The sequence below is a fragment of the Staphylococcus sp. GDY8P67P genome (genome assembly GCF_017892545.1).
Classification (GTDB): Bacteria; Bacillota; Bacilli; order Staphylococcales; family Staphylococcaceae; genus Staphylococcus; species Staphylococcus ureilyticus.
On sequence record NZ_JAESLH010000032.1, the window covers coordinates 87,634 to 111,782 of the forward strand.

23 protein-coding genes are annotated in these 24,149 nt (G+C 31.6%); 16 read left to right on the plus strand and 7 right to left on the minus strand.

Annotated elements, in window-relative coordinates; all coding sequences use genetic code 11:
* Positions 1-91: 91 nt before the first annotated feature.
* On the minus strand, positions 92-1,459 hold the full coding sequence (locus tag KA833_RS12950; protein ID WP_046208578.1) for an aspartate kinase: 1,368 nt from the start codon (positions 1,457-1,459) through the stop codon (positions 92-94).
* A 192-nt stretch (positions 1,460-1,651) separates the two neighbouring features.
* On the opposite strand from KA833_RS12950, the gene KA833_RS12955 reads away from it, so the two are divergent.
* From KA833_RS12955 to KA833_RS12970, 4 genes are read left to right on the plus strand one after another with little or no spacing between them, the layout of a single operon-like run.
* On the plus strand, positions 1,652-2,935 hold the full coding sequence (locus KA833_RS12955) for a homoserine dehydrogenase (protein ID WP_210128534.1): 1,284 nt from the start codon (positions 1,652-1,654) through the stop codon (positions 2,933-2,935).
* A gap of 5 nt (positions 2,936-2,940) precedes the next feature.
* Positions 2,941-4,002 (plus strand): threonine synthase, encoded by a 1,062-nt coding sequence (gene thrC, locus KA833_RS12960; RefSeq protein WP_046208576.1) that lies wholly within the window; start codon positions 2,941-2,943, stop codon positions 4,000-4,002.
* Between the two features lies 1 nt (position 4,003).
* Complete coding sequence (gene thrB, locus KA833_RS12965; protein WP_210128533.1) at positions 4,004-4,915, plus strand: homoserine kinase; 912 nt, start codon at positions 4,004-4,006, stop codon at positions 4,913-4,915.
* A 53-nt stretch (positions 4,916-4,968) separates the two neighbouring features.
* Positions 4,969-5,772: a Cof-type HAD-IIB family hydrolase gene (locus tag KA833_RS12970; protein ID WP_210128532.1), complete on the plus strand. Its 804-nt coding sequence runs from the start codon at positions 4,969-4,971 to the stop codon at positions 5,770-5,772.
* A 274-nt stretch (positions 5,773-6,046) separates the two neighbouring features.
* Here the strand turns inward: KA833_RS12970 and KA833_RS12975 are convergent, their stop codons facing one another.
* Both KA833_RS12975 and KA833_RS12980 read right to left on the minus strand, forming a co-directional pair.
* Positions 6,047-6,361, minus strand: coding sequence for a hypothetical protein (locus KA833_RS12975; protein WP_046208573.1), 315 nt, complete (start codon positions 6,359-6,361; stop codon positions 6,047-6,049).
* A gap of 203 nt (positions 6,362-6,564) precedes the next feature.
* A complete protein-coding gene (locus KA833_RS12980; RefSeq protein ID WP_073342217.1) occupies positions 6,565-8,010 on the minus strand; it encodes an amino acid permease in 1,446 nt (481 codons plus the stop codon).
* A 224-nt stretch (positions 8,011-8,234) separates the two neighbouring features.
* Here KA833_RS12980 and KA833_RS12985 point away from each other — a divergent pair, with 224 nt between their 5' ends.
* Positions 8,235-9,722, plus strand: coding sequence for a catalase (locus tag KA833_RS12985; RefSeq protein WP_046208571.1), 1,488 nt, complete (start codon positions 8,235-8,237; stop codon positions 9,720-9,722).
* 328 nt (positions 9,723-10,050) lie between these two features.
* Here the strand turns inward: KA833_RS12985 and KA833_RS12990 are convergent, their stop codons facing one another.
* Positions 10,051-10,299, minus strand: a complete 249-nt coding sequence (locus KA833_RS12990) for a hypothetical protein (protein ID WP_064209005.1) — start codon at positions 10,297-10,299, stop codon at positions 10,051-10,053.
* Between the two features lie 350 nt (positions 10,300-10,649).
* Positions 10,650-10,799 carry a 50S ribosomal protein L33 gene (gene rpmG / locus KA833_RS12995; RefSeq protein ID WP_017724369.1) on the minus strand — a complete coding sequence of 50 codons (150 nt, stop codon included), beginning with the start codon at positions 10,797-10,799 and terminating at the stop codon, positions 10,650-10,652.
* Positions 10,800-11,022: 223 nt separating this feature from the next.
* Between rpmG and rpsN the strand changes: the two genes are divergently transcribed.
* The 3 genes from rpsN (at position 11,023) to KA833_RS13010 (ending at position 13,498) form a co-directional block, all read left to right on the plus strand.
* Positions 11,023-11,292, plus strand: coding sequence for a 30S ribosomal protein S14 (rpsN, locus tag KA833_RS13000; protein WP_210128531.1), 270 nt, complete (start codon positions 11,023-11,025; stop codon positions 11,290-11,292).
* 191 nt (positions 11,293-11,483) lie between these two features.
* Positions 11,484-12,461 (plus strand): GMP reductase, encoded by a 978-nt coding sequence (guaC, locus tag KA833_RS13005; RefSeq protein WP_046208568.1) that lies wholly within the window; start codon positions 11,484-11,486, stop codon positions 12,459-12,461.
* Positions 12,462-12,481: 20 nt separating this feature from the next.
* The gene (locus KA833_RS13010; protein WP_046208567.1) at positions 12,482-13,498 is read left to right on the plus strand and encodes a CAP domain-containing protein; all 1,017 of its coding nucleotides are present in this window, start codon (positions 12,482-12,484) and stop codon (positions 13,496-13,498) included.
* Between the two features lie 188 nt (positions 13,499-13,686).
* Here KA833_RS13010 and lexA read toward each other — a convergent pair whose 3' ends face one another.
* Positions 13,687-14,310: a transcriptional repressor LexA gene (gene lexA / locus KA833_RS13015; protein ID WP_046208566.1), complete on the minus strand. Its 624-nt coding sequence runs from the start codon at positions 14,308-14,310 to the stop codon at positions 13,687-13,689.
* 142 nt (positions 14,311-14,452) lie between these two features.
* Between lexA and sosA the strand changes: the two genes are divergently transcribed.
* From sosA to sbcC, 8 genes are all read left to right on the plus strand, one after another.
* Complete coding sequence (sosA, locus tag KA833_RS13020; RefSeq protein WP_107525846.1) at positions 14,453-14,686, plus strand: DNA damage-induced cell division inhibitor SosA; 234 nt, start codon at positions 14,453-14,455, stop codon at positions 14,684-14,686.
* A gap of 123 nt (positions 14,687-14,809) precedes the next feature.
* The gene (locus KA833_RS13025) at positions 14,810-15,058 is read left to right on the plus strand and encodes a DUF896 domain-containing protein (protein WP_210128530.1); all 249 of its coding nucleotides are present in this window, start codon (positions 14,810-14,812) and stop codon (positions 15,056-15,058) included.
* Between the two features lie 76 nt (positions 15,059-15,134).
* Complete coding sequence (gene tkt / locus KA833_RS13030) at positions 15,135-17,123, plus strand: transketolase (protein WP_070658478.1); 1,989 nt, start codon at positions 15,135-15,137, stop codon at positions 17,121-17,123.
* Between the two features lie 210 nt (positions 17,124-17,333).
* The gene (locus KA833_RS13035; RefSeq protein ID WP_019467986.1) at positions 17,334-17,573 is read left to right on the plus strand and encodes a YneF family protein; all 240 of its coding nucleotides are present in this window, start codon (positions 17,334-17,336) and stop codon (positions 17,571-17,573) included.
* Between the two features lie 312 nt (positions 17,574-17,885).
* Positions 17,886-18,071, plus strand: coding sequence for a hypothetical protein (locus KA833_RS13040; RefSeq protein WP_046208562.1), 186 nt, complete (start codon positions 17,886-17,888; stop codon positions 18,069-18,071).
* 246 nt (positions 18,072-18,317) lie between these two features.
* Positions 18,318-18,785, plus strand: coding sequence for a CcdC family protein (locus KA833_RS13045; protein ID WP_046208561.1), 468 nt, complete (start codon positions 18,318-18,320; stop codon positions 18,783-18,785).
* 175 nt (positions 18,786-18,960) lie between these two features.
* Positions 18,961-20,094 carry an exonuclease subunit SbcD gene (gene sbcD, locus KA833_RS13050; protein ID WP_046208560.1) on the plus strand — a complete coding sequence of 378 codons (1,134 nt, stop codon included), beginning with the start codon at positions 18,961-18,963 and terminating at the stop codon, positions 20,092-20,094.
* A complete protein-coding gene (sbcC, locus tag KA833_RS13055) occupies positions 20,091-23,117 on the plus strand; it encodes an exonuclease subunit SbcC (RefSeq protein WP_210128529.1) in 3,027 nt (1,008 codons plus the stop codon). Before sbcD ends, sbcC begins: the two co-directional genes overlap by 4 nt.
* 473 nt (positions 23,118-23,590) lie before the next feature.
* Here sbcC and mscL read toward each other — a convergent pair whose 3' ends face one another.
* The gene (gene mscL, locus KA833_RS13060) at positions 23,591-23,941 is read right to left on the minus strand and encodes a large conductance mechanosensitive channel protein MscL (RefSeq protein ID WP_046208558.1); all 351 of its coding nucleotides are present in this window, start codon (positions 23,939-23,941) and stop codon (positions 23,591-23,593) included.
* Positions 23,942-24,149 lie beyond the last annotated feature (208 nt).

Here is a 24,149-nt window from a genome sequence, read left to right on the forward strand (position 1 = left end):
CTTCAAATCATTCAATAGTATTCATTAACTTTCAAATGAGTCTATACGATTTGAAGGATTTTTTTATAGACATAAAGTTTTGAATTATTATTTAAGTATTCAAACAATTTTTAGTGTAACAATATTCATAAGTTGCATTGACCGCTTTCTCTGCATCTGTCACATCGATACCAAACATCATAGAAATTTCTGAGGCGCCTTGGTTCATCATTTTTAAGTTGATGTTTGATTCTGCAAGTGCATGCGTAATTGTGCTAGCTGTGCCAACGATTCTATGCATGCCTTCACCAACTACCATTAAAATTGCCAAATCATGTTCAATGCTTAACTCATCTACATCACAATTTTTACGTATATCATTAAGTACTTGTTCCTCTTTGTTTTGTATCTCTTTAGAGCGCATGATGATACTAATGTTATCTATACCTGATGGCATATGATCAAATGAAATATTATAGTCTTCTAGTACAGCTAATATTTTACGTGTAAAACCAACTTGTCTATTCATAAGGTATTTTTTAATATTTAATACTGTGAAATCTTTGTCACAGCTAATACCACTTACAACACTATTTGAATCAATTTCTCTATCATGTCTAATATAGGTGCCTATATCATTAGGTCTATTTGTATTTTTTATAACGACAGGAATTCTATCTTTGTGTAATGGTTGCAACGCTTCATCATGGAATACACCAAAACCAGCATAAGACAACTCACGCATTTCACGATAGGTAATTTCATTTATGACTTCAGGGTTTTTAACAATAGAAGGATTGGCTCTAAAAATGCCTGAAACATCTGTAAAGTTTTCATATAAATCTGCTCTGACACCTCTTGCTACTATGGCTCCGGTTATATCTGAACCACCACGAGGAAATGTGACCACGTAATTTTGTCTTGAAATACCAAAAAATCCTGGAATGATTAACTTTTCTTCAAATGACCGTAATTTATACAGTGCTTCATATGATTGATTTAAGATTTGCGCATTTTGAGGTAAATCTGTAACGGTAATACCAGCTTCTCCAGGTGAAATGTAGCGCGTTGGAATGCCTTGGCTGTTATTATATTCTGCAATAATTTGAGCATTAAAATCCTCGCCACATGAAAGTAGAGCATCAAGTAGTCTTGATGGTTTTTTCCTCAATGTTGCTATGTAATTTTCTAAAGTCTCATCAATTGTTTTTAAAAGTGTGTCGCTCATGTTGAGTTCATTAATAATATCCTTGTAGCGTTGAATAATTTCCTCTTTTTTAGAAGTGTAGTCCAATCGTTCTATTACTTTTTCGTAAAGTCGAATTAATAAATCAGTGGTTTTTACATCATCTTTATCGCGCTTTCCTGGAGCTGAAACAACTACAATTTTACGAGCTTCATCTGAATTAACAATATCTAATACTTTTTTAATTTGCTCTGCATTGGAAACAGAGCTTCCTCCGAATTTAGTTACTTTCATAATGTTATACAACCTTTCTAAAAAATCAGAAAATTTAGTTTAGTTTTTATCACAGGAGTGATAATATATATATACGTTTTAAATATACGTAGACTTTACAAAAATAATGAATGAATTTATACTATACCATATTCAAGTATTTTTCAACTGTACAATTGTATTTTTTAGATAAACAAACGGAGGAATGAAAACATGAAAGAATTAAATGTAGCACTACTTGGTTTAGGAACAGTAGGTTCTGGTGTAGTAAAAATAATAGAAGAAAATAGAGAACAAATTAGAGAAACGATGAATAAAGATATTAATATTAGACATATATTAGTACGTGACAAGTCTAGAAAAAGGCCTATTAACACATCAAAATATAACTTAACAGAAGATATAGAAGATATATTTAATGATGACTCAATAGATATCATCGTCGAAGTGCTCGGAGGCGTTGAACCTACAGTAGAATGGTTAAAACGCGCATTGAGTGAGCAAAAACATGTGATTACAGCAAATAAAGATTTGTTGGCTGAAAACTTACGAGAGTTAGAACATTTAGCGCAAGAAAATGACGTTGCTTTAAAATATGAAGCTAGTGTTGCAGGCGGTATTCCTATTGTAAATGCGATAAACAATGGTTTAAATGCTAATAATATAAGTAAATTTATGGGGATTTTAAATGGTACATCTAACTTTATTTTAAGTAAGATGACTCAAGAAGAGACATCATTTGAAGAAGCTTTGGCAGAAGCACAACGTTTAGGGTTTGCAGAAGCGGATCCAACTGATGATGTTGAAGGTGTTGATGCAGCACGAAAAGTCGTCATTACCTCGTATTTATCGTTTAACCAAGTAATTAATTTAGATGAAGTTGATAGATATGGCATTAGCGATGTTACGCTACCAGATATTAAAGTAGCTGATAAATTTGGCTATAAGATAAAATTGATAGGTAAAGGTACATATGAAAATGCTCAGGTCAATGCATCTGTTGCACCAACTTTGATTGATAAAAGCCATCAGTTAGCGTCTGTTGAAGATGAATTTAACGCGATTTATGTTATTGGTGATGCTGTTGGAGAAACAATGTTTTATGGTAAAGGTGCGGGTAGTTTAGCAACAGGAAGTGCTGTTGTCAGTGATTTATTAAATGTAACATTTAATTTTGATACTAATTTACATACGTTACCCCCGCATTTTGAATTAAAAACTGAAGAAACCAAAGAAATGATGAATGAAGAAGAAGATACGATTGTTATTAAAGGTAAGGAAAGTTATTATGTTGTAGTCCAAACAGATGGGGAAGATGTAAAACAAGTTGAAACCTTGTTAAAAGGCGAATTACCTGTTCATAAATCATTAGTAGTGGCTGAACGTGATGCACATACTGCAGGTGTGGTTATTATAGGTATTGATGAATCACCGATAGCAACGATTCAAGAATCAGGCTATGTAGTACAGAAAATATATCCAGTTGAAGGAGTTTAATGTTTATGAAAAATTGGCAAGGACTTGTAGAAGAATTTAAAGCATATTTACCAGTGACAGCTAATACACCAAAAGTAAGTTTAAATGAAGGTCATACGCCTTTGATATATTGCGAGAATATGTCTGAAATGCTTGGTATTGAATTACATGTTAAGTATGAAGGTGCAAATCCAACAGGTTCATTCAAAGATAGAGGCATGGTAATGGCAATGGCAAAAGCTAAAGAAGAAGGCAAGAAAATTGTGATTTGTGCTTCAACTGGCAATACGTCAGCCTCTGCAGCAGCGTATGCTGCGAGAGCAGGCTTAAAAGCGATTGTCGTTATTCCAGAAGGGAAAATAGCTTTAGGTAAATTGTCACAAGCAGTTATGTACGGTGCAGAAATTGTTTCTATAGAAGGCAATTTTGATGAAGCGCTTGAAATTGTACAAGAAGTGGCTAAAAATGGTGAAATCGCGCTTGTGAACTCTGTTAATCCTTATCGTATTGAAGGTCAAAAAACAAGCGCTTTTGAAGTAATTCAACAGCTGAATGGTCAAGCACCAGATATATTATCGATTCCGGTTGGAAATGCTGGTAATATTTCAGCATATTGGAAAGGATTTAAAGAGTATCATGACGTAAATGATACACAACTTCCTCATTTATACGGGTTCCAAGCCGAAGGTGCATCACCAATCGTTCAAAATAAAGTAGTGAAGAATCCAGATACGGTAGCTACTGCAATTAGAATTGGTAACCCAGCAAGTTGGGATAAAGCTAATCATGCCCTAAAAGAATCACAAGGCCTCATTGATAGTGTATCAGACGAAGAAATTTTAGAAGCATACCAATTGATGGCTCAAAAAGAAGGTATATTTAGTGAACCTGCAAGTAATGCCTCTATTGCTGGTTTGATTAAGTTGCATCGTGCTGGTAAGTTACCTAAGGGTAAACGCGTAGTGTCAGTATTGACTGGTAATGGCTTAAAAGATCCAGATACAGCTATTTCATTATTAGATAACCCAATTAAGCCACTACCAAATGATAGAGAAAGCATTTTAGAATATATTAAAGGAGCACTTTAGTATGAGTGTACAATTACATTTAAAAATACCGGCATCTACTGCTAATTTAGGTGTCGGGTTTGATTCTATTGGAATGGCATTAAATAAATTTTTGTATCTTGATGTGCGTATCAATAATAGCAATAGATGGTCATTTAAACATATAGGCCCTAATGTTGAATCATTACCAACAGATGAAACACACTATATTTATCAAATTGCACAGCAAGTAGCCAATAAATATGATGTGACTTTACCGCCCCTATCTATTGAAATGAGAAGTGAAATCCCGTTAGCAAGAGGCTTAGGTTCCTCTGCTTCTGCACTCGTAGGTGGATTATACATAGCGAATTATTTTGGTGATATAGAGCTTTCTAAATATGAATTATTGCAGTTGGCAACTGAATTTGAAGGACATCCTGATAATGTGGCACCCACGATTTATGGTGGGCTTGTCTTAGGATATTATGATCCTGAAACAAAAGTGACGGATGTATCATATATTGACCCGCCAAAAGCTGATATTATCATTACAATACCATCAAATGAATTGAGTACAACGCTTTCAAGGAATGTCTTGCCGGAAACATTCTCGCATAAAAACGCTGTTAGAAATAGTGCAATCAGTAATACGATGATTAGTGCTTTAATACAACAGAATTATGAATTGGCAGGCAAAATGATGGAACAAGACGGTTTTCATGAACCATATCGCCAACATTTAATCCCAGAATTCCAAACGATTAAACAGATTGCAAAACAATATAAGTCTTATGCTACTGTTATTAGTGGTGCAGGACCAACTGTATTAACCCTGATTGCACCTGAACGAAGCGGCGAACTAGTAAGAGAATTGAAACGTGAATTTACGAATTGTCGATCAGAACTCGTTACAGTCAATATCACAGGTGTTGAATCTGAAGTAGTATATTAGTTTGATTGATTTGTTATAATATAGTTTTGTAGATGTTGAAAGGAGATTATAAGATGGGATATAAATTAATAGTGATGGATATGGATGATACATTAATGACTTCGTATAACGAAGTTAGCGCTGAAACAGCCAAGTATTTAATGAATATCCAAGCGCAAGGTTATAAAGTTGTACTTGCTTCAGGTCGACCAACAGATGGTATGATGCCTACAGCAAAACATTTGAAATTAGACCAATATAAAAGTTATGTCATAAGTTATAATGGTGGAAAAACGGTTAACGTTTCTGATGAAAAAGTGGAAGTGAGTCGCACTGTATCAAAATCTGATTTTGATAGTATTGTTGATTTTTGTAGAGCACATAGTTTGTTTGTTTTAACTTATCAAGATGGTTATATCGTCTATGAGGGTGAGCATGAATATATGAACATTGAATCAGAACTCACAGGCCTGCCAATGAAACAGGTAGATGATTTAAAAGCATATATTCAACAAGATGTACCTAAAGTTATGGGCATTGATTATGTTCCAAATATTACAAGTATTAGAAATAATTTAGATGGTCATTTTAATGAAAACATCGATGTTACTACAAGTAAACCTTTTTTCTTAGAATTTATGGCTCAAGGTGTATCAAAAGGCAATGCGATTACTGAGTTGTGTCAAAAATTAGATATAAACTTATCTCAAGTTATTGGTTTTGGTGATAGTTCGAATGATATATCGATGTTAAAAGTAGTTGGTAAAGCTGTTGCTATGGGTAATGCAAATGATGATGTCAAAGTTGTTGCTGATGAAGTTACTTTAACAAATGATAATGATGGTATCCCACATACTCTGAAATCTTTACTCAATTAAAATGTTGTATTATGTCTTTGATTGATAGTCTTATTCAAAAACCTCATTCTGAATATAGATGAGAGTGGGGCACAAATCTAAAAATAGCACTCAGATGAATTAAATTATATCATCTGAGTGCTTCATTTATTTAATACTTCCTATTATTGACTCGCCTTTTGAATGATAGCTTTAACCTGTAGTCTTCAGCTTGTCCTGTTTCCTCAAGCGTTTCGCTAAAATACGTCACATTTGTCCAAGAATTTTATATCTCAGACTCATCTTAAGTAAGTACTTATTTTGCAGTATGTGTCCATTCATTTTTACCTCGATGTCTTTTAACATGCGCATAGACATTATCTGCTGCATAATTTAAATTGGTATAAACCGTAATTGAAAACGCTGATTGATTGTCTTCAAATGCTTCTTCTGAAAATAGTTCTTTAAGATGGCTAAAAAGACTTTCCATTTGTGAGTGATCTAAACTTGGGTACTCTCTTAATGTGCGTTTGATTAGTTGATCATGTCTTTCTTCAAGTGATTGTACAACAATAACGAAACGTTCATCAGTTTCTAAAATATCGTCAAATAGGTTTGTTTGTCCAATCATAATTTCCACCTCTAAGTCATTAAATTATTAACTTCATTATACCCTAATTTTGACTATCTGAAAATATGATATGTTTTTAATTATTATAAAATCTCATGATAAAGGTTTATTTTAGAATAGGTAGGTAATAAATAACTGTAAGGTTTTTAATATTAAAAAAGCACTGCAAAAAGTATCTTAAAATACTGTTGCAGTGCAGTTCATTAATTATAATCATGTTCTTTTAAATCAATATCTTCGAGTTTAACAATTTTAGTTTGTCGCAATAATTTATGGACAAAATATATGATGGCTAAAATGATCATTGGCGATAGGTTTCTAATTAAGACACTTATGTCGCCTGCTAAAATTGCACCAATTGAATTACCTATGAATAAGAATAATAACGCAATGATAACTATGATTGGCCCTAAAGGATAAAAGGGAGCTTTATAAGGTAGTACTTCATCAGGGTTCTTGTTTTGTTTTTTTATCGCAGACCGCAGTCGGATTTGTGCTACGATACTAGAAGCCCAAACAACGATGACTAAAGAACCAATAATATTTAATAATGAAAAGACGATATCTGATTTAAACTGAGCGATTATAATTATTATTAAAACGATCATAAAAGTTACGAACAATGATACCAAAGGTAACTTAGTAGTTTTATTTAATTTACTCAAAAATCTAGGTGCTTGTTTATCTTCAGCCATTGAGAACAACATTCTACTTGTAGTATAAATACCTGAATTTGCAGCAGATAATAATGAAGTTAAAATAACAGCATTAATAACAGATGCAGCAAATGCAATACCTACACGATCAAAAACGATTGTAAAAGGACTCTGTGAGACAGATTCACTTTTGTTTAATAACAATGGATCTGTGTAAGGAATGATTGCTGAAATAACGGCGATTGATAAAACATAGAACAATAATATTCTCCAAAATACTTGTTTAATTGCTTTTGGCATGGATTGACTTGGATTTGAAGATTCTCCAGCTGTTACGGCTACGACTTCAGTACCGCCGACAGAGAATCCAGCGACAAGTAAAACACCAAGGAAGCCAGAGATACCTCCTACAAAAGGAGCTTCTCCTGTTACGTAGTTACCTAAACCATATGTCTTTCCACCTAAGATACCAATAATCGTTAATACACCAATAACGATGAAAATAATTATTGTTGCAACTTTGATAAGGGATAACCAAAACTCTGTTTCACCAAAAGCTTTTACAGAGAAAATATTAAGTAAGAAAAGTATAGCAAGGAAGATAATACTCCAAGTAACTGGGCTGAAAAATTGGAAGAAATCCCAATAATAAATTACACTTGAAGAAATAATAATATCAACACTTGTAACTAATAGCCAAATTGCCCAATATAGCCACCCCATGGTGAAGCCTAGGGAACTATCAACAAAACGGGTTGAATAAGAACTAAAAGAACCAGATACAGGGTAAAAGGTAGCAAGTTCACCAATTGAAGACATTAAGAAATATAACATTACACCAATAATCAAGTAAGCTAATATTGCACCACCTGGTCCAGCTTGTGATATTACACTTCCAGTAGCTACAAACAAGCCTGTGCCAATTGCACCGCCAATTGCTATCATAGAAATGTGTCTTGAATTTAGACCACGATTCATATTGTTTTGTGCCATAATACAGTCTCCTATAGTCTATTGAATTTTAAATATATTCTTCATTTTAATGGTTTTATGATTTAAGAGCAATGCTTTTTATGACTTTAAAGCCATAAAATGTTCAAATATTTTGAAAATTGTTATTTTATACATGTATTGTGAGTTGCTTTTACAAATATTATAGATTAAAATAAGTACTAGGTAATAATTATTATTAATAAGAAAAAAGCGGGGGAAATATTATGAGTAACAAGAAAAAATTGACGAGCTTATTTGGCGCACCAGTTTCAGATAGAGAAAATAGTATGACAGCAGGCCCTAGAGGTCCATTATTAATGCAAGATTGGTACTTTTTAGAGCAAATGGCTCATTTTGATAGAGAAGTTATACCTGAAAGACGTATGCATGCAAAAGGTTCAGGTGCATTTGGTACATTTACAGTTACAAATGATATTACACAATATACATCAGCAAGCATTTTTTCTGAAGTTGGTAAACAGACGGAAATGTTTGCACGTTTTTCAACTGTAGCAGGTGAAAGAGGTGCGGCTGATGCTGAACGTGATATCCGTGGATTTGCGTTGAAATTTTATACAGATGAAGGAAACTGGGATTTAGTAGGAAACAACACACCAGTATTCTTCTTTAGAGATCCAAAATTATTTGCAAGTCTAAACCACGCTGTAAAACGTGACCCAAGAACAAATATGAGAAGCGCACAAAACAACTGGGATTTCTGGACATCATTGCCTGAAGCATTGCACCAAGTCACAATCTTAATGTCAGACCGTGGTATTCCTAAAGGCTTTAGACATATGCACGGCTTTGGTTCACACACGTACTCAATGTATAACGACAAAGGTGAACGTGTATGGGTAAAATTCCATCACAGAACACAACAAGGTATTGAAAACTTACAACCTGATGAAGCTGCTAATATCATTGCTCATGATAGAGAATCATCACAACGTGATTTATTTGAAGCAATTGAGAATAAAGATTATCCAAAATGGAAATTATATATACAAGTAATGACAGAAGAACAAGCTAGAAATCATAAAGATAATCCATTTGATTTAACTAAAGTTTGGTATAAAGGCGATTACCCACTTATTGAAGTTGGGGAATGGGAACTTAACCGTAATCCAGATAACTATTTCCAAGATGTTGAACAGGCTGCTTTTGCACCAACAAATATTGTACCTGGTATAGATTTCTCTCCAGACAGAATGTTACAAGGTAGATTATTCTCATACGGTGATGCGCAACGTTATAGATTAGGTGTGAACCATTGGCAAATCCCAGTTAACCAACCTAAAGGTGTAGGCATTGAAAATATTTGCCCATTCAGTCGTGATGGTCAAATGAGAATTCTTGATAATAATCAAGGTGGCGGTACACACTACTATCCAAATAGTGATGGCTCATTTGAAGATCAACCTGAATTTAAAAAACCTGGGCTTAAAGTTGAAGGAGAAGCTTATGAATATGATTTCAGAGAAGACGATGATAACTACTTCGAACAACCAGGTCGTTTATTCAGATTACAATCAAAAGAACAACAAGAACGTATTTTTGAAAATACAGCCAATGAAATGCAAGGTACTACTTTAGAGGTACAACATCGTCATATTCGTCACTGCTATAAAGCGGATAGCGAGTATGGTAAAGGTGTTGCGAAAGCACTAGGCATTGACATTAATGATGTAGACCTAGAAATTGCAGATTAATAAGTGTATTTTGTTATACATGCATAACCATGTTTCATTTGTGTATAGAATGATATGAAAACAGTTCATTTATTCTAAATATTTGAGTTATCTGTAATGCGTATATGATATTAAACGGATGATTTTTTACAATATAAAGTAAAAAATCATCCGTTTTTATATTTCGTGCTGAAGTATTAAGTATGATTTAATTTTTAAGTTGATCCATTTATAAAAAAGCTTACAAAGTTGGAGAATTGTAAGCTATTAAAGAATTGTTTAATTAACGCTAACAACATAATGTTCGACTGAAGGATAAGTAATTTTATGGCACAGTCATTAAAAATCTTTATCGTGTTTTTATACCTAAGAAGTTTTGTGAATAGAAATGCATTTTCCCACAATTATTACACAATAAAGTTATCATAGGTGTTGGATCATTTCCTAAAGAAGCAGTTAACAATGGTAGAAAATAATGTCCATCTAGTATTTCAATATTTGGATGTTCACAGTTACATACGCTTTTATCTTTTGTTTTCTCCGTTATTGAATTGATTATGTGCTTTTTTTGATTTTCAGTAATATGACGATTTTCCATATAAAATGCCTCCATATATTTTAATATACGATCTCATTATAAGGCTTGGGGACCATGATTAATAGACGCTTAACTTATTTAAAAGTGTTAATTAAACACTTTATTGTTAAATAACTATTAAATTTGGTAAATAAATTATAATTTGTAATAAGCGATAGTAAATTTGTGTATCTAAAGTTTTTAAATCACCATTTTTTCAATGAATATTGAAACTTAAAAAATGAGTATATAATAAAAAACGTCAATTCTATTGTAATGAAATAGAATTGACGTTTACGCTAAGTCCGAGATGTCTTACCCCAGACAATTAGCTTGAAGTGTCGTATTAAAAAGATAATGAAAGCACAGAATTATTTTGTTTCACGATGTAAAGTGTATTTATTTAATCGTGGACAGAATTTTTTAAGTTCAATTCGTTCTGGATTATTACGCTTGTTTTTAGTGCTAATATAATTACGATCACCACATTCAGTACAAGCTAATGTTATATTTACGCGCAAAGTTAACACCTCTTTCTTAACAGGAATCATTACGTTTTAAAATATTACCATATTCTATTATTAATTTCAATAAGATTTAATTTTGAAAAGTGTATAGTTAATTATATTTTAAATTGATAATCATTATTTGGATTTTAATCATTTAATTATTTTAGTTTGATAAATGAGTAGAATGTGTTATTATACAAAACGTAATTATTACGATTTAAAAGGAGAGAATATTATGGCTAAAAAATCCAAAATTGCTAAGGAACAAAAGAGAGAACGCTTAGTAGCACAATATTACGAATTGAGAAAAGCATTGAAAGAGCAAGGAGATTATGAAGCATTACGCAAATTACCTAGAGATGCTTCACCGACAAGACTGACACGCAGATGCAAAGTAACTGGCCGTCCAAGAGGGGTGCTCAGAAAGTTTGAAATGTCACGTATTGCATTTAGAGAACATGCGTATAAAGGTCAAATACCAGGCGTAAAAAAATCAAGTTGGTAATTTCAGACTTTAGTTCATTTACATTTAAGGTAAAAGCATGTATATTAACTATTGGTAAAGATAAATTAAATGTCATTGTTCGGAAATAACTATCGTATGTATAAGTATTTTCAGTTATAGTTATGAATTTCATTTGAAAATCTTACCTTTAAATACTATTTTATTAATAAATGTTAGGGGTTTATTTAATTATGAAGATATTTGATTACGAAGATATACAGCTTATTCCAAATAAATGTATTGTAAATAGTCGTTCAGAATGTGATACTACTGTGAAATTTGGACCAAAATCATTTAAATTGCCAGTGGTACCTGCAAACATGCAAACAGTAATGAATGAGACGTTAGCAGAATGGTTCGCTGAAAATGATTACTTCTATATTATGCATAGATTTGATGAAGAAGCGCGTATACCATTTGTTAAGAAAATGCATGATAAAGGATTATTTGCTTCAATCTCAGTTGGTATCAAAGAGCGTGAATTTGATTTTGTTGAAAAATTAGCACATGATAATGTGATTCCTGAATATATAACAATTGATATCGCCCATGGTCATTCAGATGCTGTCATTAATATGATTAAACATATTAAAAAGCACATACCTGAAGCATTTGTTATCGCTGGTAACGTTGGTACTCCGGAAGGCGTACGTGAACTGGAAAATGCTGGTGCAGACGCAACTAAGGTTGGTATTGGACCAGGTCGTGTTTGTATTACAAAAATTAAAACAGGTTTTGGCACAGGTGGTTGGCAATTAGCCGCGTTGAACCATTGTAGTAAAGCTGCACGAAAACCAATAATAGCTGACGGAGGAATCAGAACTCACGGTGATATTGCTAAATCAATTCGTTTTGGTGCATCAATGGTTATGGTAGGATCACTGTTTGCTGCACATGAAGAATCACCTGGTGAAACCGTTGAATTAGATGGAAAAATGTATAAAGAATATTTTGGTAGTGCGTCAGAATTCCAAAAAGGTGAACACAAAAATGTTGAAGGTAAAAAAATGTTTGTTGAGCATAAAGGTTTATTGAAAGACACATTAATTGAAATGCAACAAGATTTACAAAGTTCTATTTCATATGCAGGTGGCAATGATTTAAATTCATTAACTAAAGTGGATTATGTTATAGTAAGAAACTCAATCTTTAATGGAGATAGAGACTAATAAACTAGTGGGTGTAAAAAATTAAACGATTTTTATTATATGTAATTGTATTTCTTTGTATTGTTTTAATTACTCCAATCAAAGCATTTACACCTTTAGAAAATTTACAGCAACAATTTAAAGCAAAAGTAGATAGTTGGTCTTCTTCTGAACAGTCACAAACTGAAAATGCTTTAAAAGTACCTGATGAGCAAGAATTTGCTTTGAATAACATTCAAATGAATATGTCAAAGGATGAAGTTGAAACAAAATTGGGTAAGGCAAAACGTGTTACTTCAAATGAATATGGTACGCAATGGTATACTTACTATTCGGAGAATTATAAGCGTTTTATTATGGTAAGTTATATTAAAGGTAAAGTGAACGGACTATACAGTAATCAAAATGTTATTTCTTCAAAATCTAAAATCAAATACAATACTCCTAAAAATATAGTTAGAGAACGATTAGGTGATCCGATAACTGCAAAACGCAAAGGTCATTTAAGTATAGACGTTCGCGATAATGAATTTGACAATTTTAAAAAAGACAACATTTACACAACTGCTTTTTATGACAAACATAATGACAATAATCTTACTGCGCTACTATTAGTAAGTGAAAAAATGGAGAATAGACTTCAAAATCAATATGCAACACCATCGCGTAATTTAGCAAAAGGTTTTGAACTGCAAAACCTTGATTTGGTCAATGCTGAAAGAGTACAACATGGGTTAAATACGTTAGATTATTCGACGGCTATCTCTGATACAGCACGTAAACACAGCACTGATATGGCTGAGAATAATTATTTTGACCATAATAATCAATCTGGTGATTCACCATTTGATAGATTAGAACAAGATGGCCATGATTTTAATGCAGCTGGCGAGAATTTAGCTTATGGTCAACCAAGTAGTATATATGCTCATCAAGGATTGATGAACTCTTTAGGTCATAGAAAAAATATCCTTAAAGATGAATTTAGTACGTTAGGTGTCGGTGTTGATTTTAATGAACACAAACAACCTTATTGGACTGAAAATTATACGGGATAGTGTTTATACATTGTTGAAAAGGGTATCTGTATTCTGTGAGGATGAGGTATTATGACAACAAATAAAAAAGATCAAACAGAAGATATACTAGAAAAAGTAAAAGATGTTTTAGAAAAAAATGACAATAAATAAGAGGCTACGCTCTAAGCGTAGCCTCTTATTTATGGAGAGTGTCTTTATCTATAAAATTAAATTTCTCTAAATAGGCCGACAACTTTACCCAACACAGCAACTTGATCTAAATAGATTGGCGACATTGTACTGTTTTCCGGCTGTAAACGGTAACGTGTTTTTTCTTTGTAAAAACGTTTGACTGTAGCTTCATTCTCTTCTGTCATGGCTACAATAATATCACCATTTTCAGCAATCGTTTGGCTTCTTACGATAACTTTATCTCCATCCAATATGCCAGCTTCAATCATGCTATCACCAACAACATTTAAGATGAAAATATCACTGTTATGTGTAGATGTAAAATGCTCAGGTAACGGAAAATACTCTTCAACATTTTCGACAGCAGTGATAGGTATACCTGCTGTTACTTTACCGATGACTGGCACGTGGATTGTGGATTCCATATTTACAGTTTCACCTAATTGTTCGGTAACGATTTCGATTGCACGTGGTTTAGTTGGATCTCTTTTTATATAACCCTTTTCTTCTAATCTAGAAAGATGTCCGTGCACAGTTGAACTTGATGCTAAACCAACAGCTTCACCAATCTCTCGAACACTTGGCGGATAACCCTTTGAATGAACAGTCTGCTTAATATATTCAAAAATTTCATTTTGTCGCTTAGTTAATTCTCTCATAATAGGCACTCCCTACATTAATTTATTTTTATTATAGCATGTATTATTAACGTTTACAAACGTTTGTTCGTTTTTATATTGACAGAGAACAGATGTTCTGATAAAGTATAGCTACAAACAAACGTTCCTAGGAGTGACTTATATGCTTAAACTATATATATATCAAATCAAACCTTATATTGCAGTATTGTTAGCTACAATGGTTTTATGTACTGTATTCATATTGACTGCTTATTATAATACGGAATCAGAACAGACGTACGAAATGACAGATCATCAAATGACAAATGTTTCTACAAAAGACGAACAGTATCAAATGAACTCAGATGAAAAAAGCGAACGGACACTTAATCAATTTTTAGCTAAAGCCAAATAAAATATTAAGCCACTTTTATTGTGAAAGTGAATTTGCTTAGGAAAATGATAAAATAAGCGTAACTATTTAGTTTCGCTTATTTTTTTGTTATATTTTCTATATTATGAATTACGGAGGTTTATTATGGCGAAAAATGATGCCGTAGATATTAAGCGTATAAATGAGTTAGCAGAAAAGAAAAAGGAACAAGGGTTAACTGAATCTGAATCAAAAGAGCAATCGAAATTAAGGAAGGCATATTTAGATTCTTTCCGAAAAAGCTTTAAAAAACAAATTGAAAGTACAAGAGTCATTGATCCCGAGGGCAATGATGTAACACCTGAAAAGGTGAAAAAAATATTAGATTCTAAAGATAAAAAAGATAATAACTAAATCAATTTTTTGTTAAATAAATACTAAATAAGGTATAATAGTACTGAAACTTGCTATAAGAAAGGAAGTCATTTAGATGAATAAAGAAAAAGATCAATTAGCAATAGATACGATAAGAGCTTTAAGTATCGATGCTGTTGAGCAAGCAAACTCAGGTCACCCTGGATTACCAATGGGAGCTGCTCCAATGGCATATACATTATGGACACGCCACTTAAATTTCAACCCCCAATCAAAAGATTTCTTTGATAGAGATCGTTTTGTATTATCTGCAGGGCATGGTTCTGCGTTGCTTTATAGTTTATTACATGTTTCAGGTAGTTTAGAATTGGATGAATTAAAACAATTTAGACAATGGGGTTCAAAAACTCCAGGTCATCCAGAGTTTAGACATACAGATGGTGTTGAAGTAACAACTGGACCATTAGGACAAGGTTTTGCTATGTCTGTAGGTATGGCAATGGCTGAAAAACATCTTGCTGGTAAGTTTAATAAAGAAGACGCTAACGTAGTAGACCACCATACTTATGTGATAGCTTCTGATGGGGATTTAATGGAAGGTATTTCGCATGAAGCTGCATCATTAGCTGGTCATAACCAATTAGATAAGCTTATCGTGTTATATGATTCAAATGACATTTCTTTAGACGGTGATTTAAACAAAGCATTTTCTGAAGATGTTAAAACACGCTTTGAATCATATGGTTGGGAACATATTTTAGTTAAAGATGGTAATGATATAGATGCTATCGATAATGCTATTAAAGAAGCTAAAGCTTCTGATGTACCAACAATTATCGAAGTAAAAACAATCATAGGTTACGGCGCACCAAACAAACAAGCTTCTCATGGTGTACACGGAGCTCCATTAGGTGAAGAAGAAAGAAAATTAGCATTAGAAAACTATGGTTTGGATCCTGAAAAACGCTTTAACGTACCTGATGAAGTATATGAAATTTTCCAACAAACAATGTTGAAACGTGCTAATGAAAAAGAAGAAAGCTGGAATAAACTTGTTGAAACATACAATGAAAAATATCCAGAATTAGCAGAATCATTTAAGTTAGCAATCAGTGGTGAATTACCAACGAACTACTCTGATGAATTGCCAGAATTTGAAGCAGGACATAGTGGTGCTTCACGTGCAGATTCTGGTGAAGTCATTCAAGCACTTAGTAAAACAGTGCCTTCATTCTTTGGTGGCTCAGCTGACTTAGCAGGTTCAAATAAATCAAACGTTAAAGATGCGGTTGATTTTGATAAAGATACACCTGAAGGTAAAAATATCTGGTTTGGTGTACGTGAATTTGCAATGGGTGCTGCAGTGAATGGTATGGCAGCTCATGGTGGTTTACACCCATATGGAGCAACTTTCTTCGTCTTTAGTGACTATTTAAAACCAGCACTTCGTTTATCAGCAATCATGGGATTAAATTCAACGTTTATTTTTACACATGATTCAATTGCTGTTGGTGAAGATGGTCCTACACATGAACCTATCGAACAATTAGCTGGTTTACGTGCAATTCCAAACATGAATGTTATTCGTCCAGCAGACGGTAATGAAACACGTGTAGCTTGGGAAGTAGCGATGGAATCAGAAAGTACGCCTACATCTTTAGTACTAACGCGTCAAAACCTAACAACAATGGATTTACCTAAAGAAACTGTTGAAGAAGGTGTACGTAAAGGTGCTTATGTGGTGTTTGAATCAGATAAAGATCCAGAGTTCTTATTATTAGCTACAGGTTCAGAAGTTAATTTAGCTATTGAAGCTGCTAAAGATTTAGAAGGACAAGGTAAAGGTGTACGTGTTGTATCAATGCCTAACTGGCATGCATTTGATCAACAATCAGATGAATATAAAGCATCAATATTACCATCTTCAATTACAAAACGTATAGCTATAGAAATGGCATCATCATTAGGTTGGCATAAATATGTAGGTACTGAAGGTAAAGTTATTGGTATTGATGGATTTGGTGCAAGTGCGCCTGGTGATTTAGTAGTTGAAAAATATGGTTTCACTAAAGAAAACGTCCTAAATCAAATTCAATCGTTCTAATCATTTGTATAAAAGATAGCTAATATTTTGGTATGAGAGCATTTGTTCTCATACCAATTTTTATTTATAAATAAAAATTGGATTATATTTACAAACTGAAATTATAATTGATATAATACATAAGGTTGGAAATATAAATGAATTGAGTCACTCTTGAAAAGGAGTGCTTATTTTAGTAAAATGCATTAGGATAGGAAAGTGGGTGAAACAATGGCAACTTGGTTAGCAATTTTATTAATCGTGTTAGCACTTATTCTAGGACTAGTCGGTGGATTTTTCCTTGCGAGAAAATATATGATGGATTATTTGAAAAAGAACCCGCCAATTAATGAAGAAATGCTACGAATGATGATGATGCAGATGGGTCAAAAACCATCTCAAAAGAAAATAAATCAAATGATGACAATGATGAATAAAAATCAAGACGACGCATTCAAGAAGAAGAAATAACGTCTTGTGAAGGCTGATGATTACTACCTACTAGTAAATCGTCAGCTTTTTTGGTTTGAACAAATACCTATTATATTTAAAAAATGAGAATATAATCTAGGTTCGGTCATATAAATGTGATGGTGCTTAATTTTGCTATTTGCAAACCATACTATAATGATTCGAAATTTTATAGATGGATTAAGTTTTTTAAATGGGCATTAAAATAATTAAAGTGAAAGTGAATGTAATTTATTTTTTAAATATTCAGTAAATATTTGATTGTAAAATCATATTTGTTATAATTTGTATATATAAGGGAGGTATTAATAAGTGAAGAGTGCTTATGACATGGAAGACAAAGAAGTTTTAGATCGACTAGCAAATATGCATATTAACTTTTCTACTGATGAAGCTTTCAAAGAATATCACAATGCGATGCAAATGCATGATATGAATTATCTTAGATATACTTTAGAAAATGCATTGTCAGCTTGTGATACAACACGCGCTATTTAAATAGCAATGAATAAGATAAGTCTGAAACAAGGCTTATTTTATTTTGAGTAATTTTCTATCAATACCTCCCGACGTTGGCATTAATCATTTGATATATACATAATTGAATTTTGAAATCTACAAATAAGGCTAAATAACATGTTATACAGATTAAATGAAACATATTAAAATTACTGAATGTTAAATAGTAAAATGATATACTATTTTAGGTGGAGATTTAGCCAGTAACATAAAGAAGGTGTAAGCATGTTATATTTAGTTTTTTCTATAGTTGTAGCTTTTTTAATGGGTATTGGGGTAATCGTTGTAAGAATGAAGGCGCAACAATATCCAGTAAATGAAAAGAAAATTATTTTACCGCCGTTTTTTATGGCAACAGGTGCATTAATGTATGTTGTTCCTTATTTCAGATTAACAGGTATGGAAATAATAGAATGCATTATATTAGGCGTGCTTTTCTCAACGATATTGATTTGGACGTCTCGTTTTGAGACATACGGTAGTGAAATATATATGAAGCGTTCTAAAGCTTTTCCTATTATCTTAATTTCGCTATTGTTGATTAGAACGATTATAAAAATATTTATTAGTAATAAAATAGATCCAGGTGAAATTGCTGGCATGTTTTTCTTACTAGCATTTTGTATGATTGTACCTTGGAGGTTGGCTATGTTATATCAATATAAAAAAGTTAAGAAAACATTAATTAAATAAGCGAAATATGTAATAATACTAGTGTAATTGAATATGCTTGATACAAAAGGCTACTAAATTTCCTTAAAAATCATGGAATTTAAGTAGCCTGTTTTATATTTTGAGAAATTACTTGAGTATTAAGTTGGAGTATTATATCATAAAATCGAACGGATGTTCTATTAGGAGTGATAGAATGAAAATTATACATACAGCTGATTGGCATTTAGGTAGGATTTTGAATGGAAAATCTTTACTGGAAGACCAATCACATATATTAAACCAATTTATAGATAAAATGAACGACGAAAAACCAGACGTAATCGTAATAGCAGGTGATTTATACGATACAAGTTATCCGAACAAAGCAGCAATTCAGTTATTAGAAAATACAATTAATACGTTAAATTTAGAAATGAACATTCCTTTAGTGATTATAAGTGGAAATCACGACAGTAAAGAACGGTTAAATTATGGCTCGAAGTGGTTTGAAAAATCTCAACTTTATATTAGAACCTCATTAGAAGATATGTGTTATCCTATTTCGATTGGAAATATTGATTTTTATACATTACCATTTTCTACTGTGAATGAAACAAGTTATTTTTTTAATGATAAAACGATTGAAACGCATCAACAAGCCGTGAATAAATCAATAGAATTTATAACGCAGAATATAAATGAAAATAAAGTGAATATGTTGGTAGGTCATCTCACAGTCCAAGGAGGTATTCGCAGCGAATCTGAAAGAGCATTGACAATTGGCACTGTTGAATCAGTTGCAGAAAATTCATTCCAGCAATTTGATGCAGTATTGTTAGGCCATTTACATCATCCATTTAGTATAAATTCGAATGTTATTCATTATAGTGGTTCTTTATTACAATATTCTTTTTCAGAAGCTACACAACCTAAAGGTTATAGGGTAATTGAAGTGATAGATCATAAATTAAAAAATAAATTTAAACCATTAACACCTTTAAGGCAATTAGAAGTCATTGAAGGAGACTATGAAGATGCTATCCAAGAAAAATTAGACATAAAAGATAAAAACAATTATTTACATTTTAAGCTAAAACACATGTCACATGTTAGTGATCCTATGATGCATTTGAAACAAATTTATCCAAACACGTTGTCACTTACCAATAGTTCGTTTGAATTTAATACCCCGTTACATCATGAAAATATAGAAATACAAAAATTAGATGATAAAACAATCATTAATAAATTTTTTGAAAATATGACGGATGAAACATTAACGAGCGTTCAAAATAATAAAATTGGTAAAGTATTAAATCATTTACTTGAAGGAGATCAGACTAAATGAGACCTTTAACTTTAAAATTAACTAATTTCGGCCCTTTTTTAGATGAAACAATTGATTTTCAACAAGTAAACAATGATCAATTGTTTTTAATTAGCGGAAAAACGGGATCAGGGAAAACGATGATATTTGATGCTATTGTGTTCGCTTTATTTGGTGAAGCATCGACAAAAGATAGAAACGAAGGGGATTTACGTAGTCACTTTGCAGATGCTAAATTACCAATGGTCGTTGAGTTCGAGTTTAAATTGAGAGATAGTATTTATAAAATTAATCGACAAGGTGCATTTGTAAAAGAAGGCAATAAAAATAAAACACTTGGACAACTTTCAATTTATCAACTTGAAGATACATATGAATTACGTGAAAGTAAAGTGAATGCTGGAAATCAATTTATTAGATCGTTACTTGGAGTTAATTCGGAACAGTTTAGACAATTATTTATCCTTCCTCAGGGTGAATTTAAACGTTTCTTATTATCTAAAAGTATAGAAAAACAAGAAATACTAAGAACATTGTTTAATAGTCAAAGATTTGAAGAAATACAAAAATTGTTAAATGATGATGTTAAAGAGGTAAGGGCGAATATTGAAAAGCGATATCATACACTTGAAACGGATTGGATGGATTTGGATACTTTTGATGATACCGTGTTAAAAGAATATAAAGAAGTTAGTTCAAGACAAACTGATAAAATTAAAGCATTAATACCACAATTCAAAAGCATAGGTGAATCTATTCAAAATGATTTATTAGCAGCTGAAAAAAGAAGTATTGAAAAATTTGAGCAAGCTGAAAATTTATTAAATCGTAATTTAAAACTTCAAGATGCTATGACAAGCCTTGAACAAAATAAACAAAAGCAAGAAGCTTTGTTATCCAATGAAAATCATATAAAAAATCAAATAAAACTATTAAATGAGATCACTGAGGTAAGACCACTTTCTAATTTACTTGATTCAAAAGAGAAACTTTTAAAAAAGCACGAAGAGATAAAAAAAGATAAAACAGAAACAAAAGCAGTCATTTCAAATTTACAAAGACAATTAGAAGACTACGAGAAACAATTTGAAAAACATCAGAAACTATCTGAAACAATAGAGAAATCGAAATCATTTATAGAAAATTCTAAAATATTTTACAATAAATTTGATAAGTATAAAGATATATATCAACAAAGAGAAAATTTAAATTACACATATGTCGAGTTAAAATCAACGTATGAGCAACAAAAACAACTACTTAATCAATATATTGAAAAATTAAATGACAGAGAACCAGATTATAAAAGAAATGAACAACTTAATGAAAAAATACATCAGTTGGATTATGAAATTAAGGTTAACAAACAAAATGAGTTGAATAAAAACGAATATCAAGACTTGCAAAAGCGACAAACTAACATAACAAACCAAACTGAACTTATTAATTCTGAAATGCGTGCATTAGACGCTAAATATGAAGCAATCGATAAAACTAATATAGATTTAAATAATAAACAAGATATGATATCTAAGTTACAATCAGTGCTAGCTATAGGTGATACTTGCCCACTTTGTGGCAATGAAATTCATGAAATTGAACATCATATAGATTTTGATGAACTTACCAAAAGACATAGTCAGCTTGATCATATAGAACAACAACGTCTAAAATTAAAAGAGCAAAAAATTAAATATGAAAGTGAGTGGCATCACATTTCAGAACAGTTACATAGATTTAACTTAGATGATTTAGAAAAAACAAATTATACTGAGCTAGAATTAACTAAAGATAACTTATTAAAAGAAAAAAGATTGCTAGAAGAGGAAAATGAAGTAATTAGAAACCTTCAAGAGAAAATTTTTAATCTAAGGCAGAAAGCACATGAGTTAGAATTGGATTTAAAAACGCAACAATTCAAATTAGATGAAAATACATTGATGATAAATGATTTTGAAAATACAACACAATATACAGACGTGGATAAATTTATTACTGCTTATGACAATTCATTAGTGAAAGTGAATGATTATCAAAAGCAATATGAATGGTTAGTACAGCAACTTCAAGAATCTAAAAACGCATTGTCACTTGAAATGAATAACAAAACACATCTTGACAATACTGAAAAGAGTTTGCAAAAGGATATTAAAGAAGCGGACCATAAAATCAACAATGAAATGAATAGAATTGGCTTTACATCATTAAAAGATGTAGAACACACGATTAATGAAATTCCTAATAAAACGAAAATAGAAGCAGAAATCAACAAATTTAATCAAGAGAAACAACAATTTGAGATTATCATCAAACAGCTGGAAACAGAAATTAACGACCAAGAATTACGTGATATTAATCAATTAAAAAAAGATTATGAACAGAAAAAAATACAACTAGATCATGCCAAAGCGGTGTTAAGTGAACATAATTATAAACTTGAGTTTAACAACAAGAAAATTGATAATATTTATGCTATTATAAATCATTTAGAAAAAGAACTACAAGAACAACAAGAAGTTTTTCAATTAGCAGAAGTTTTATCTGGGAAAAATGAACAAAAATTAACTTTAGAAAATTTTGTTTTAATTTATTATTTAGAACGCATACTTGCGCATGCGAACCAACGCTTATCATTGATGACAGGTGAAAGGTATCAATTAGTTAGAAGGGAACAAACTTCAAAAGGGTATAGTGGCTTAGAAATAGATGTATTTGATTCGCACTCTAATAAGAAAAGACATATTACTTCGTTATCAGGAGGAGAAACCTTCCAGGCATCCTTAGCGCTGGCTTTAGGTCTGAGTGAAGTAGTACAACAGGAATCTGGTGGCATTGCATTAGATTCGATGTTTATAGACGAAGGATTTGGTACTTTAGATCAGGAGACCTTAGAAACTGCTTTGGATACACTACTTAGTTTAAAATCTTCTGGAAGAATGGTTGGAATTATTTCTCATGTTAGTGAATTAAAGCAACGTATTCCACTTATTTTAGAAGTGCAGACAGAACAATACCAAAGTAAAACAAAGTTTATAAAACAATAAAAGCATAAAAACAGTGAATTGCTTTATGAACAGTAATTCACTGTTTTTAATCTTAAAGAAATAGGTATATAAGGGCATTGAAGATGGTTATTTGATGATACTTATTTAAATAATTTCATTTTAAAATAAACTTAATGGAAGTTTATACATGGATGATATGTTGATTTAGGTTATAAGTTTAGTTTAATCATCTATTAATAATATGCAAAAGCCTTGTTTTTTATTGAGAATAGCTTAGACAAATAGCGCTAAATTTAAAACTAGGGGTGAAGTATTTGTAACAAAGAGTCTTATTATAAAAAGGAAATAGCAACAAGTTAGCTCGTCTTATGAATTAAAGGTAGAATGTCCAAATCACAAAATAATCCCGTAAATGAATGTTGAAAATTCATTTGCGGGATTATAGTTTAAGGAATTTCATCCTAATTTCTTACAAAAATACGAGCGTACTAAATAATAGATCGTGTTAACGTTTATTGTTTGTCACGTAATAAATCACGAATTTCTGTTAATAGTACTGTGTTTTCTTCAATTTCTTCTTCTTCTTGTTTAATCAATGTATTTGCAATTTTAACAAATATAAATAGTGCGAATGCAATAATAATAAAGTCAATAATCGATTGTACAAACATACCATATTTGATACCCATGAAGGACCAACTTTTGGCAAAATCAACGGTACCGAAGATTAAACCGATTAATGGCATGATAATATATGATACCAAAGCTGTTACAATTTTGTTGAAAGCTGCACCCATAACTACAGCTACTGCTAAATCTAAGACATTCCCTTTCAATGCAAAATCTTTAAATTCTTGTAGCATATTATTAACCTCTCTTAATTAAATATATTTAATATAAATGTTATTATACAATATTTATTAAATTATGAAAATACTTTTTAAAAGTGAATTTGATATTAACATAGATGTTTGTTATTCTTATGAATGGTTAAACTAAAAAATAGAAATAAATTTATTTTTGCAAATTTCTATTTAGATTTAAAATTTAATATGAATATGAAAGGGAGTA